The following is an 11,791-nucleotide window of genomic DNA, read 5'->3' as shown; positions in this document are numbered from 1 at the left end:
CGCGGTCGCCGTCGCCTCGGGCCCAGGCCACCGCGCCTCGGCCGGCGAGATCGTCGCCGCCGTGCGCACCGCGGGCACGCAGGAGGTCATCCTCCTGCCCAACGACCGCGACACCCGCATGGCCGCTGACGCGGCCGCCCATGCCGCCGAGCAGGAGGGACGGCGGGTGCACGTCATCGGCTCGACGACCGCGGTGCAGGGCCTGGCCGCCCTCGCGGTCCACGACCCGACGCTGCCGACGCACCACAACGTCCTCGCGATGACCCATGCCGCGGCGGCCACCCGTCACGGCGCGCTGACCATCGCGGTCAAGGCGGGCCTGACGAGCGGTGGCATGTGTGCCGTCGACGACGTGCTCGGCGTCGTCGACGGCGACATCACGATCGTCGGGTCCGACCTCGACGAGGTGGCTCGCGAGGTGCTCGGGGGCATCGTCGGCCCGGGCACCGAGCTGATCACCCTCGTCGTCGGCGGCGACGCGCCCGACGGGCTCGTCGACCGCCTCGTCGAGTGGATCGAGGAGCGCCGCGAGGGCATCGAGGTCCAGGTCGTCGAGGGCGGGCAGCCGCACTACCTGCTGCTTCTCGGGGCCGAGTAGTGGCGACCGAGGAGACCCGGCTCAAGGGCCTGCTCGGCGGGCAGGCGGCGAGCAAGCTCGCGAAGCACCGCGACATCGAGACCGTCGGTGACCTGCTCGCCTTCGCCCCGCGCCGCTACCGCACGGCCGACGTCGACCTCGGCAACCCCCGGGTCGGCGACTTCCTCGTCGCCGTCGCGCGGGTCGAGTCGGCCCGTACCCGCCCGATGGCCAAGCGGCGCGGTCGGATGCTCGAGGCGACGATCACCGACGGGCGTTCGCGCATGCGGGTGACCTTCTTCGACGCCCGCGGCCACGAGCACAAGCTCGTCGCCGGGCGCGAGCTGCTCTTCGCCGGGACGGTCTCGCAGTTCCGCGGGGAGACCCAGCTCGCCCACCCGGGCTACGCCACCCTTGAGGAAGCCGCCGCCCTCGGCGAGCTCGGCGATGCCGACCACACCGGCCTCATCCCGATCTACCGCCACGTGCCCGGCGTGCACCCGTGGACGATCACCCGCTGCGTGCGGCTCGTCCTCGGCCAGCTCGACGGCGTCGTCGACACCGTCCCGCAGTCCCTGCGCAGCCGCCGCGGGCTGCTCGACCGGGGCGGCGCCCTTCGTGCCCTGCATGCACCTCGCGACCACGCCGACGTCGACGCGGCCCGCCGCCACCTGCGCTACGAGGAGGCCCTCGTCCTGCAGTGCCTGCTCGGGCAGCGCCGCATCGAGGCCGCGGCCGTCGCGACGACGAGCCGCAGCCCGCGCGAGGGTGGGCTGCTCAGCGACTTCGACGCCCGCCTGCCCTTCGAGCTGACGGCCGGCCAGCAGCAGGTCAGCCACGAGATCCTCGGCGAGATGGCCCGCCCGACGCCGATGCACCGGCTGCTCCAGGGAGAGGTCGGCTCCGGCAAGACGGTCGTCGCGCTGCGGGCGATGCTCGCCGCCGTCGACTCCGGGGGGCAGGCGGCCCTGCTCGCCCCGACCGAGGTCCTCGCCGCCCAGCACGTCGCGTCGATCCGCGGGATGCTCGGTGACCTCGCCGAGGGCGGCATGCTCGGCGGAGCGGAGCACGCCACCCGCGTCACCCTCCTCACCGGGTCGATGTCGGCCGCCCGACGCCGCGAGGCGCTGCTCGAGATCGCCTCCGGCGACGCCGGCATCGTCATCGGCACCCACGCCCTGCTCGAGGACAAGGTGACCTTCGCCGACCTCGCGCTCGTCGTCGTCGACGAGCAGCACCGCTTCGGGGTCGAGCAGCGCGACGCCCTCCGGGCCAAGGGCCGCACGCCGCCGCACCTGCTCGTCATGACCGCGACCCCGATCCCGCGCACGGTCGCGATGACCGTCTTCGGCGACATGGAGACCTCGACGCTGCGCGAGCTGCCGCGCGGCCGGCAGCCGATCACGACCCACGTCGTGCGGTGCAGGCGCCGGGGATGGGTCGACCGCACCTGGCAGCGGGGTCGCCGAGGAGGTCGCCGCCGGTCGGCAGGCCTATGTCGTCTGCCCGCGCATCGGCGGCGACGCTCCCGACGACCTCGACGGGGTCGATCTCGTCGCCCCCGACGAGCCGGTCGACGACGAGGCCGACGGCGAGCGCGTCGAGGAGCAGGAGCGGCCCGAGCGGCCGCTCGCGGCGGTCGAGGAGGTCATCGTCACGCTGGCCGAGCACCCGGCCCTGTCGGGGCTGCGCCTGGAGATGCTCCACGGCCGGATGTCGCCCGACGACAAGGACGCGGTCATGGCCCGCTTCACCGCCGGCCAGATCGACGTGCTCGTCTCGACGACGGTCATCGAGGTCGGCGTCGACGTGCCCAATGCCTCGGCGATGGTCATCCTCGACGCCGATCGCTTCGGCGTCTCGCAGCTGCACCAGCTGCGCGGCCGCGTCGGCCGCGGTGGTCACCCCGGGGTGTGCCTGCTCCTCACCGCCACCGAGAGCGAGACGGCGGGGGAGCGGCTCACCTCGGTCGCCGGGAGCACCGACGGCTTCGAGCTGGCGCGCCTTGACCTCGAGCAGCGGCACGAGGGCGACGTCCTCGGCCGCGCGCAGCACGGCACGCGCAACCACCTGCGCCACCTGTCGGTCGTGCGCGACGAGGCGATCATCGAGGAGGCCCGCGAGGACGCGCAGGCCCTCCTCGCGGACGACCCCGAGCTCGCCGACCACCCGCACCTGCGCGCCCCGCGTCGACGACTGGGCCGGCGCGGAGGAGGCCGCCTTCCTCGACAAGGGGTGACTCGACCCCCTTCGTCCCGAGCGCCGGTTGGTCGCCGCCGCCGGGCATGGCGCATCATGGTGGCGTGACTCGGATCATCAGCGGAGAGGCGGGCGGCCGACGGCTGCGCACGCCCACGGGCGACGGCACCCGGCCCACGACCGACCGCGTGCGGGAGGCCCTGTTTTCCTCGCTCGAGGCGCGTGACGTCATCGACGGGGCGCACGTGATGGACCTCTACGCCGGCTCCGGGGCCCTCGGCCTCGAGGCCGCCAGCCGCGGCGCCGCGAGCGTGCTGCTCGTCGAGTCCGACCGCGGGGCGTCCGCGACGATCCGCGCCAACATCTCCGACCTCGGCGTCGCGGGAGCCCGCCTGCAGTCGAGCACCGTCGAGCAGGCGCTCGACCGGCCGGCGTCTCTGATGTATGACCTCGTCCTCGCCGACCCGCCCTACGACGTCACCGAGGAGTCGCTCGGCGCGGTCCTCGAGATGCTGCTCGCCCACCAGTGGCTCGCGCAGGAGCCGGTCATCGTCATCGAGCGCTCGTCGCGCTCGCCGGAGCCGACCTGGCCCGACGGGATCGTCGCCGAGGGCTCGAAGTCCTACGGCGAGACGACCCTGTGGTTCGCGACCCGGGTCGCCCCCGACTACCAGATCTGAGCGCCCCGCATCCCGCCGCGGGCCCGTGCATCCGGTAGGAATGGGGCCATGAGCGACTACACGATCCCGCGCCCGGCCGCTGGGGACATCACCGACCTCATCGCCGACGACCACCGCCTCTTCGAGGAACTCATGCGCGACATGCGTGATGTCAGCGCCGACCGCGACGGGGCCCGCAGCGCATTCGCCGCGCTTCTCATCGCGCACAGCGAGGCCGAGGAGGAGGTCGTCTACCCCAAGCTCGTCCGACGCGATGTCATCGAGGGCGAGGAGGAGCACCACGGGGAGAAGGAGCACGCCGCGACCAACGAGGCGCTGCTCCACCTGCTGCAGGCCAAGGGCACCGACACCCAGAAGTTCGACGACGCCGTGGAGGCGGTCGCCGAGGTGCTCAACCACCACATCGGCGAGGAGGAGCAGACCATCCTCAACCCGGCTCGCGAGGACGCCTCCGAGGAGCTGCGCCAGCAGCTGGGTGCCGACTGGGCCGCCCGACGCAACGAGCTGCTCGAGGACGGTGCCGGCTCGCTCGAGCAGGTCGAGTCACTGGTGAAGCAGGCCTACGAGGACGGGCTCCTGCCCAACGACGACCAGCCGTCATGACGCGCGCCGTCTGCCCGGGCTCCTACGACCCGGTGACCGTCGGCCACGTCGACGTCTTCCGCCGGGCCGCCACGCTCTTCGACGAGGTCGTCGTGGCGATCCTGCACAACCCCGCGAAGCAGGGAACCTTCACCGTCGACGAGCGGGTCGCCCTCATCGAGGCGCAGGTGGCCGACCTCGACAACGTGCGGGTGCAGGCCTTCGCCAACCGGCTCGTCGTCGACGTGTGCACCGAGCTCGACGCCCAGGTGCTGCTCAAGGGCCTTCGCGGGGAGACCGATTTTTCCTACGAGTGGCCGATGGCGCTGATGAACCGGCACCTCACGGGTGTCGAGACCCTCTTGATCCCCGGAGACCCGCGCCACGAGCACGTCTCCTCCTCGCTGGTCAAGGAGGTCGCGCGCTTCGGTGGCGACGTCACCGGTCTCGTCTCCGACGAGGTGCGCGACGCCCTCGTGGAGCGTCTGCCCCGGCCCTGAGCCCCGTTCCGGTGGCTGAGGTGCGAGGAACGAGCCTCGAAGCCTCGCCGGTTTGGGACGAAGGGGGGATCGCCGGTAGTGTGGTGCGTCGGTCTACGTCGTCGTGTCGTGGACCGTTCTGTCGGAGACTGGAGCCATGAACCGCAACGCCCCCGCCTCGCCCCTGGTGCTCGATGCCAAGGATGTGGGCCGCCGACCCGGGTCGATGCACGAAGTGTCGCTCCAAGCCGACGCACCCGCCGACTTCGGCACGGATGTGCTGTCCGTCCCGCAGGGCCAGCCCATGGACCTGCAGGCGCGGATGGAATCCGTGCACGAGGGCGTGCTGGTGAGCGGGACGGTCTCTGCCACGGCGACGGGCGCCTGCGTGCGGTGCCTGGACGAGATCGACCTGCCGGTCGACAGCTCGTTCCAGGAGCTGTTCGTCTGGCCCGATCGGGCGAAGCACCACCGCGAGGTGGACGCGGAGGCCGACGAGGAGGAAGAGCACCGGATCGAGGACGACATGATCGATCTCGAGCCGGTGCTGCGGGACGCGTTCTGCCGAACCTGCCGTTCCAACCGGTGTGCCGGGACGACTGTCCGGGTCTGTGCTCCGAGTGCGGAGCCAGGCTCGAGGACGACCCGGAGCACCACCACGAGCTGATCGACCCCCGGTGGGCGGCACTCGAGGCGCTTGCGCCTCTGGCCACCCCGTCGGGGGATGAGGACAACGAAGAGAAGAGGAACTGACGTGGCCGTCCCGAAGCGGAAGATGTCGCGCTCCAACACCCGTAGCCGTCGGGCGAACTGGAAGGCGACGCCCACCGCGCTGTCGACCTGCCCGCAGTGCAAGTCGCCCGCGCCGGCCCACCAGGCCTGCCCGAGCTGCGGTACCTACAAGGGTCGCTACTACGCGACCGCGGACCGCACCGAGCACCAGGCCTGAGCCACCTGTCGCAATGGGCGACAGGACCTCACCGGAGCAGCGGCCCGTCGAGGAGCTCTCCCGATACCTCACCGAGGTGACCGGGGAGCCCGTCGACGAGCCGCTGCTCACGCGTGCCCTCACCCACCGGTCGTACTCCTACGAGAACGGCGGACTGCCGCACAACGAGCGCCTGGAGTTCCTCGGGGACTCGGTGCTCGGGCTCGTCGTCACCGACCACCTGCACGACGCCCACCCCGACCTCACCGAGGGCGAGCTGGCGAAGCTGCGTGCCGCGGTGGTCAACATGCGTGCCCTCGCGGACGTCGGGCGCACGATCGGCCTGGGTGACTTCGTCATGCTCGGACGCGGCGAGGAGAGCACCGGCGGGCGGGACAAGAACTCGATCCTCGCCGACACGGTCGAGGCGGTCATCGGGGCCGTCTACCTCTCGACGGCCAAGCCGGGCGGTCTCGACGCCGCGAGCCGGCTCGTCCACTCGCTGCTCGACCCGCTGATGAGGCGCTCGGCGACCCTCGGTGCCGGGCTGGACTGGAAGACCTCGCTGCAGGAGGTCGCCGCGGCCCAGGACCTCGGCGCGGTGCACTACCGCACGAGCGACGAGGGCCCGGACCACGACAAGACCTTCACCGCGGCCGCCGTCATCGCCGACGAGATCCGTGGTCGCGGCGTCGGTCGGACGAAGAAGGACGCGGAGCAGAAGGCTGCGGCCGACGCCTACGCGGCCCTCACTGCCGGTGCCGAGTCGGTCGCTGACGCGCCGGTCACCGACCAGCCGGCCTGACGTGCCGGAGCTGCCCGAGGTCGAGGTCGTCCGGCGGGGCCTGGCCGACCACGTCAGCGGTCGCACCCTCGATCACGTCGTCCTCACGGGTGAGCGGGTGGCCCGCCGCCACGTGCCGGGCCCCCGCGACCTCGAGGACCGCCTCGCCGGACGCGCGGTCACCGGCGCCCACCGCCGGGGCAAGTACCTGTGGCTCGCCCTGGCCGACACCCCTGACGCCGTGCCCGACGAGGGGCTGATCGTCCACCTCGGCATGAGCGGGCAGATGCTCGTCACCGACCCGGCGGACCCGCTGGCCAAGCACACGCACGGCCGCCTCGTCTTCACCGACGGGGGACACGAGCTGCGCTTCGTCGACCAGCGCACCTTCGGGGGCTTCGCCCTGGCCGACCTCGTCGACGGCGTGCCGAGCAGCGTCTCCCACATCGCGCTCGACCCCTTCGACCCGGGCTATGACCGTGACGCCGTCGTGCGAGACATCAAGCAGCGTCGCAGCGGCATCAAGCGGGTGCTGCTCAACCAGACCGTCGTGTCGGGCATCGGCAACATCTACGCCGACGAGGCGCTGTGGCGGGCCCGGATCCACGGAGAGCGACTGGCGTCGTCCCTGACCAAGCCGGCCATCGCCCGCCTGCTCGACCACGCCCGCGACGTCATGGCGCAGGCGCTCGACCAGGGCGGCACGAGCTTCGACGCGCTCTACGTCAACGTCAACGGCGCCTCGGGCTACTTCGACCGGTCGCTGTCGGCCTACGGGCAGGAGGGGCGCCCCTGCCCGCGCTGCGGCACGACGATGCGCCGTGAGCAGTTCATGAACCGCAGCTCGACGAGCTGCCCCCGCTGCCAGGTGCGCCCGCGCACGGCCCGGAACTGACCCCCTTCGCCCCGGCTCAACTCCGCAAGACCCTAGGGTTTTGCGAAGTTCGACCCAGACAACCCTGCAAGACCCTAGGGTCTTGCAGAGATCAGGGGCGGGGGAGGTCCTTGAGCCAGACCTTGGTGCCGGTGTGCTTCTCGGAGAGGTCGGCGAAGGCCTGACGGATCGTCGCGGCGTAGGTGTGGGCACCGCCGAGCGATGGGTGGATGCCGTCGGACTGCAGGTCCTCGGCGGTCACGGCCTTGTCCCAGTCGGCGAGGGCGACGTTGGGGTGCTTGTCGGCGATGCGCTTGAGGGCGGCGTTGTCCTCGTCGATCCGCGAGAGCCGGTCGGCGTGGAGGTTGACGATGACGACCATCCGCTCGTCGCCGATCGCGGCCAGCGTCTCCTCGATGGTCTCCGGGTCGGTGCCGGCGTTGGTGCCGAAGGCGAGGACGACGGCGCGGCGCAGCGAGGGGCCCGCCGACTCGACGGCGGCCAGGCCGGCCGACCACTGCCGGTTGGAGCGGGCGTCGATCTGGATGCCGGGGAAGTAGTACTCGAGCGCCGGGACCGAGCCGACGACCATCGAGTCTCCGAAGACGTCGATCTCGTCTCCCTTCGGCATGGTGAAGCTCTTGGTCCCGGCGAAGGTCGGGGCGGGCTCGGTCTTGCGCGGCGCGGCCGCCTTGGCCTGGTTGGCCTCGATCGTCTGCTGGGTGGACGTGCGGTCGGGGGCGGTGACGAGCACGAGCGTGAGGACGAGGGCCGCGACGACACCGGTGCCGAGCACCACCCGGCGGGTGCGCACCGAGCGCAGGTGGGCGAAGGCCCCGACGATGCGTCGGCCCGTCTCGCGGAAGCCCAGTCGCCGCACCGGCGTCTCGACGAAGCGGAAGGACAGGTCGGCCAGGGCCAGCGTGACGACGACGGCCCACACGCGGGTCCAGACGAAGGGGGCGGTGCCGGCGCTCGTCGGGATGTCCTGGGCGATGATCAGGATGACCGGCCAGTGCCACAGGTAGATGCCGTAGGACCGCTGGCCGATCCACGTCAGCGGGGGCAGCTCGAGGGTGCTGCGCAGCCTGCCGGGGCGGTCGACGGCGCCGAGCAGGAGCACGGCGGTGGCCAGCGAGATCAGCGGGATGCCGAGGCGGAAGGTCCACACGTGCTCCTCGCCCGCGAGGACGAGCAGGGCCGCGACCGTGACCGCCGCGGCGCCGACGAACCACGGCCGGCGCTCGCGCCAGACCCGGGTGGTCGTGAAGGCGCGTCCGGGGCCGGTCCACAGCAGGGCCAGGCCGGCGCCGAGCATGAGCCCGACGAGGTGGGTGTCGGTGCCGTAGTAGGCGCGCGTCGGGTTGTCGGGGTCGTAGGTGATCGCCATGAGCAGCGCCGAGGCGAGACCGATCGTGCCGACGATGCAGGCCATGGCGCCCTCGGCCAGACCGGTGCGCCGGTGCAGCGCCATGAGCCCGAGGACCGCGAGCGGCCAGAAGAGGTAGAACTGCTCCTCGACCGCGAGTGACCAGAAGTTCATGAAGAGCTGCGGCGAGGTCGCGGCGAAGTAGTTGGACCCGCCTGCGATCTCGAGCCAGTTCGTCGAGAAGGTCAGCGCGCCGAGCGCCTGCCGGCGCACGCCGACGAGCAGGTCGGCCTCGACGGTGCGGGCGATGAGGATCGCGGCGGGGCACGACGACGAGCAGGGCCGGCAGCAGCCGGCGGGCTCGCCGGGTCCAGAAGCCGCGCAGGTCGACCCGGCCGCGCTCCCGGCGCTCGCGCACGAGCAGCGTGGTGATGAGGAAGCCGGAGATGACGAAGAAGATGTCGACGCCGAGGAAGCCGCCGGGCAGCCACTGCGGGTCGAGGTGGAAGACGACGACGGCGACGATCGCGAGGGCGCGCAGGCCGTCGAGACCGGCCAGGTGGCCACGCAGAGGTCGCCCCTCGGCCGTCGTCGTGACGGCGGGGGCGAGCTCGTCAGGCGCGGACGTGGCGGTGACGGTGGCAGGAGGCTGACCCACGGTCCCGACGCTAGGCACTCGCGGGCCCGGGGTGGTGGAGGCGCACCGAGGGGCGGGTAGTTTCGCCGCCATGAGCAGCACGCAGCGCGCCACGTGGTTCGTCCGCGGCCGGGTCCAGGGGGTCGGATTCCGTTGGTGGACGAGGTCCCGGGCCCTCGAGCTGGGCCTCGTCGGTCACGCCCGCAACACCGCCGACGGCCGCGTCGAGGTCGTGGCGGAGGGCCCCCCTTCGTCCCTCGACGGTCTGGACCGGCTGCTGCGGGAGGACCCGTCGACCACGCGCCGCCCCGGGCAGGTCACCTCCGTCGTGCGTCAGGAGGCGACGGCGAAGGGAGGGATCGCCGGCTTCGTCGAGAAGTGAGACGGCCGCTCGGGCGCCCGTGACCGGTGACCTAACCTTGAGCGGGTGAGCGAGACACACCCCGAGCTGCTGCGGCTGCGTCAGTCCATCGACAACATCGACGCCGCCCTGATCCACCTCCTTGCCGAACGCTTCAAGGCGACGCAGAGCGTCGGGGTGCTCAAGGCGCGCATCGACCTGCCGCCAGCCGACCCCGCCCGCGAGGAGCGGCAGATCGCGCGACTGCGCGCGCTGGCCGACGACGCCGGCCTCGACCCGGTCTTCGCGGAGAAGTTCCTCAACTTCGTCATCGCGGAGGTCATCCACCACCACGAGCAGATCGCCCACCAGCAGGCGGCCGAGGGGGAGACCCGATGATCGAGCTGAAGACCCCGGACGAGGTCGAGGCGATGCGCCCGGCCGGCCGCCTCGTGCGCGACGTGCTCGCGGCGCTCACCGAGGCCGCGGACGTCGGCGTCAACCTCCTCGAGCTCGACGCCCTCGCCCACCGGATGATCGACGCCGCGGGCGGGACCTCCTGCTACATCGACTACCACCCTTCCTTCGGGGCCAGCCCCTTCGGCAAGGTGCTGTGCACGTCGGTCAACGACGCCGTGCTGCACGGGCTGCCGCACGACTACCGGCTGCGCGACGGCGACCTGCTGTCGGTCGACTTCGCCGTCTCCGTCGACGGCTGGGTGTGCGACGCCGCGAAGTCCTTCGTCGTCGGCACCGCCGACCCCGAGGACCTGCGGATCATCGACACGACCGAGCGCGCCCTGGCCGCGGGCATCGCGCAGGCCCGCGGCGGCAACAAGATGGGCGACATCAGCGCCGCCATCGCCGCCGTCGCGCGGGCCGAGGGCTACACGATCAACACGCAGTTCGGCGGCCACGGCGTCGGCCGGGAGATGCACGGCGACCCGCACGTGTCCAACGACGGGCGCGCGGGCCGGGGCATCCCCCTTCGTCCCGGGCTCGTCATCGCCATCGAGCCGTGGTTCATGGCCGGCACCGACGAGATCTACACCGACCCCGACGGCTGGACGCTGCGCAGCGTCGACGGCTCCCGTGGGGCGCACAGCGAGCACACGATCGCCATCACCGACGGCGATCCGATCATCCTCACGGCCTGAGCGAAGGGAGGCGCCCTCCCAACCCTGCACAACCTTGGGGTTCTGCGCAGTTCGGATCACACAACCCTGCAAAACCCTAGGGTTTTGCGGAGTTCGGGGGCGCCGGAGAGGCCGGTGCGCGGCGGGTGCGGGAAGTAGAGTGGCCCGAACCGTCCCGCCGCCGCCCCCGAGGAGCGCCCCGCTCGTGTACGTCAAGAGCCTCACCCTCAAGGGCTTCAAGTCGTTCGCCTCGGCGACCCACCTGCGGCTCGAGCCGGGCATCACGTGCATCGTCGGGCCCAACGGCTCGGGGAAGTCCAATGTCGTCGACGCCCTCGCCTGGGTGATGGGCGAGCAGGGGGCGAAGTCGCTGCGCGGCGGCAAGATGGAGGACGTCATCTTCGCCGGCACGACCGGCCGCGCCGCCCTCGGCCGCGCCGAGGTGACGATGACGATCGACAACACGGACGGTGCCCTGCCGATCGACTACACCGAGGTGACGATCAGCCGCACGATGTTCCGCAACGGCGGCTCGGAGTACGCGATCAACGGCACCTCCTGCCGGCTGCTCGACATCCAGGAGCTGCTCTCCGACTCCGGCATCGGCCGCGAGATGCACGTCATCGTCGGGCAGGGCCAGCTCGACGCCGTCCTGCGGGCCACGCCCGAGGAGCGCCGCGGGTTCATCGAGGAGGCCGCCGGCGTCCTCAAGCACCGCAAGCGCAAGGAAAAGGCGATCCGCAAGCTCGAGGGGATGGAGGCCAACCTCTCGCGCGTCGCCGACCTGACGACCGAGATCCGCCGCCAGCTCGGGCCGCTCGGCCGTCAGGCCGAGACCGCCCGCAAGGCCGCCGTCATCCAGGCCGATGCCCGGGACGCCCGCCACCGACTCCTCGCCGACGACCTCGTGCGGATGACCTCGGCGTTGCAGCAGGAGGTCGCCGACGAGCAGGCGATGCTCGAGCGGCGCAAGGCGCTCGAGGCCGCGGTGCTCGCCGCCCGCACCCGGATCACCGAGCACGAGGAGGCCGGTGCCTCGGCGGCTGCCGAGCTCACCGCCGCCCAGCAGCGGGCCGTCCGACTGGCCTCGCTCACCGACAAGCTGACCGCCACCGCCTCCCTCGCCGCCGAGCGGGTGCGCCTGCTCGGGCAGGACGAGGAGGTCGAGACGACGAGCGGCCGTGACCCGGAGGCGCTGCGCGAGCA

12 protein-coding genes and 5 pseudogenes are annotated in these 11,791 nt (G+C 72.2%); 15 read left to right on the top strand and 2 right to left on the bottom strand.

Translation table 11 applies throughout. The features are described from left to right. From AC2W7J_RS09750 to mutM, 11 genes and pseudogenes are all read left to right on the top strand, one after another. Positions 1-598 (top strand): annotated as a pseudogene (locus tag AC2W7J_RS09750) (DAK2 domain-containing protein); the annotation flags it as partial. A gap of 206 nt (positions 599-804) precedes the next feature. Continuing rightward, a pseudogene (locus AC2W7J_RS09745) lies at positions 805-1,854 on the top strand (DEAD/DEAH box helicase); the annotation flags it as partial. Positions 1,855-2,275: 421 nt separating this feature from the next. Next, positions 2,276-2,419: pseudogene (locus tag AC2W7J_RS09740) on the top strand (helicase-related protein); the annotation flags it as partial. 69 nt (positions 2,420-2,488) lie between these two features. Continuing rightward, entirely contained in the window at positions 2,489-2,884 is a 396-nt protein-coding gene (locus AC2W7J_RS09735; protein ID WP_485982231.1) for a hypothetical protein, read from the top strand. Further along, entirely contained in the window at positions 2,881-3,456 is a 576-nt protein-coding gene (gene rsmD, locus AC2W7J_RS09730) for a 16S rRNA (guanine(966)-N(2))-methyltransferase RsmD (RefSeq protein ID WP_255185732.1), read from the top strand. The genes AC2W7J_RS09735 and rsmD overlap by 4 nt, the downstream gene beginning before the upstream one ends. A 48-nt stretch (positions 3,457-3,504) precedes the next feature. Beyond that, complete coding sequence (locus tag AC2W7J_RS09725; RefSeq protein WP_255185733.1) at positions 3,505-4,059, top strand: hemerythrin domain-containing protein; 555 nt, start codon at positions 3,505-3,507, stop codon at positions 4,057-4,059. Next, positions 4,056-4,538 carry a pantetheine-phosphate adenylyltransferase gene (gene coaD, locus AC2W7J_RS09720; protein ID WP_255185734.1) on the top strand — a complete coding sequence of 161 codons (483 nt, stop codon included), beginning with the start codon at positions 4,056-4,058 and terminating at the stop codon, positions 4,536-4,538. Before AC2W7J_RS09725 ends, coaD begins: the two co-directional genes overlap by 4 nt. A gap of 205 nt (positions 4,539-4,743) precedes the next feature. Continuing rightward, positions 4,744-5,270, top strand: a pseudogene (locus AC2W7J_RS09715) (YceD family protein). A gap of 1 nt (position 5,271) precedes the next feature. Further along, positions 5,272-5,466 carry a 50S ribosomal protein L32 gene (gene rpmF, locus AC2W7J_RS09710; protein WP_007927847.1) on the top strand — a complete coding sequence of 65 codons (195 nt, stop codon included), beginning with the start codon at positions 5,272-5,274 and terminating at the stop codon, positions 5,464-5,466. A gap of 13 nt (positions 5,467-5,479) precedes the next feature. Next, positions 5,480-6,250 (top strand): ribonuclease III, encoded by a 771-nt coding sequence (rnc, locus tag AC2W7J_RS09705; RefSeq protein ID WP_485982229.1) that lies wholly within the window; start codon positions 5,480-5,482, stop codon positions 6,248-6,250. A gap of 1 nt (position 6,251) precedes the next feature. Further along, a complete protein-coding gene (mutM, locus tag AC2W7J_RS09700) occupies positions 6,252-7,124 on the top strand; it encodes a bifunctional DNA-formamidopyrimidine glycosylase/DNA-(apurinic or apyrimidinic site) lyase (RefSeq protein ID WP_255185736.1) in 873 nt (290 codons plus the stop codon). 91 nt (positions 7,125-7,215) lie between these two features. On the opposite strand, the gene AC2W7J_RS09695 is transcribed toward mutM, so the two are convergent. Beyond that, the gene (locus AC2W7J_RS09695) at positions 7,216-8,646 is read right to left on the bottom strand and encodes an acyltransferase family protein (RefSeq protein ID WP_485982230.1); all 1,431 of its coding nucleotides are present in this window, start codon (positions 8,644-8,646) and stop codon (positions 7,216-7,218) included. A 214-nt stretch (positions 8,647-8,860) separates the two neighbouring features. Beyond that, positions 8,861-9,202 (bottom strand): annotated as a pseudogene (locus AC2W7J_RS09690) (acyltransferase family protein); the annotation flags it as partial. Between AC2W7J_RS09690 and AC2W7J_RS09685 the strand changes: the two are divergent. The 4 genes from AC2W7J_RS09685 to AC2W7J_RS09670 all read left to right on the top strand — a co-directional run. After that, on the top strand, positions 9,201-9,491 hold the full coding sequence (locus AC2W7J_RS09685) for an acylphosphatase (protein WP_255185738.1): 291 nt from the start codon (positions 9,201-9,203) through the stop codon (positions 9,489-9,491). The pseudogene AC2W7J_RS09690 and the gene AC2W7J_RS09685 sit on opposite strands and share 2 nt — an antisense overlap. A 45-nt stretch (positions 9,492-9,536) precedes the next feature. Next, the gene (locus AC2W7J_RS09680) at positions 9,537-9,848 is read left to right on the top strand and encodes a chorismate mutase (RefSeq protein ID WP_485982228.1); all 312 of its coding nucleotides are present in this window, start codon (positions 9,537-9,539) and stop codon (positions 9,846-9,848) included. Beyond that, positions 9,845-10,606 (top strand): type I methionyl aminopeptidase, encoded by a 762-nt coding sequence (map, locus tag AC2W7J_RS09675; protein ID WP_485982227.1) that lies wholly within the window; start codon positions 9,845-9,847, stop codon positions 10,604-10,606. The genes AC2W7J_RS09680 and map overlap by 4 nt, the downstream gene beginning before the upstream one ends. A gap of 184 nt (positions 10,607-10,790) precedes the next feature. Next, a partial coding sequence (locus AC2W7J_RS09670) for a chromosome segregation SMC family protein (protein ID WP_485982226.1) occupies positions 10,791-11,791 on the top strand: 1,001 nt, incomplete at its 3' end.

It is taken from the genome of Janibacter sp. CFPM2_SD2, assembly GCF_057364645.1.
The sequence above is the reverse complement of the archived record's forward strand: the minus strand, read 5'-3'. Positions and strand labels throughout refer to the sequence as shown.

Bases quoted from the DNA above. Each gene is read 5' to 3' on its own strand.
- AC2W7J_RS09725 (WP_255185733.1), top strand. From the start codon at position 3,505: ATGAGCGACTACACGATCCCGCGCCCGGCCGCTGGGGACATCACCGAC.
- coaD (WP_255185734.1), top strand. From the start codon at position 4,056: ATGACGCGCGCCGTCTGCCCGGGCTCCTACGACCCGGTGACCGTCGGC.
- rnc (WP_485982229.1), top strand. From the start codon at position 5,480: ATGGGCGACAGGACCTCACCGGAGCAGCGGCCCGTCGAGGAGCTCTCC.
- AC2W7J_RS09695 (WP_485982230.1), bottom strand. From the start codon at position 8,646: ATGAACTTCTGGTCACTCGCGGTCGAGGAGCAGTTCTACCTCTTCTGG.
- AC2W7J_RS09685 (WP_255185738.1), top strand. From the start codon at position 9,201: ATGAGCAGCACGCAGCGCGCCACGTGGTTCGTCCGCGGCCGGGTCCAG.
- map (WP_485982227.1), top strand. From the start codon at position 9,845: ATGATCGAGCTGAAGACCCCGGACGAGGTCGAGGCGATGCGCCCGGCC.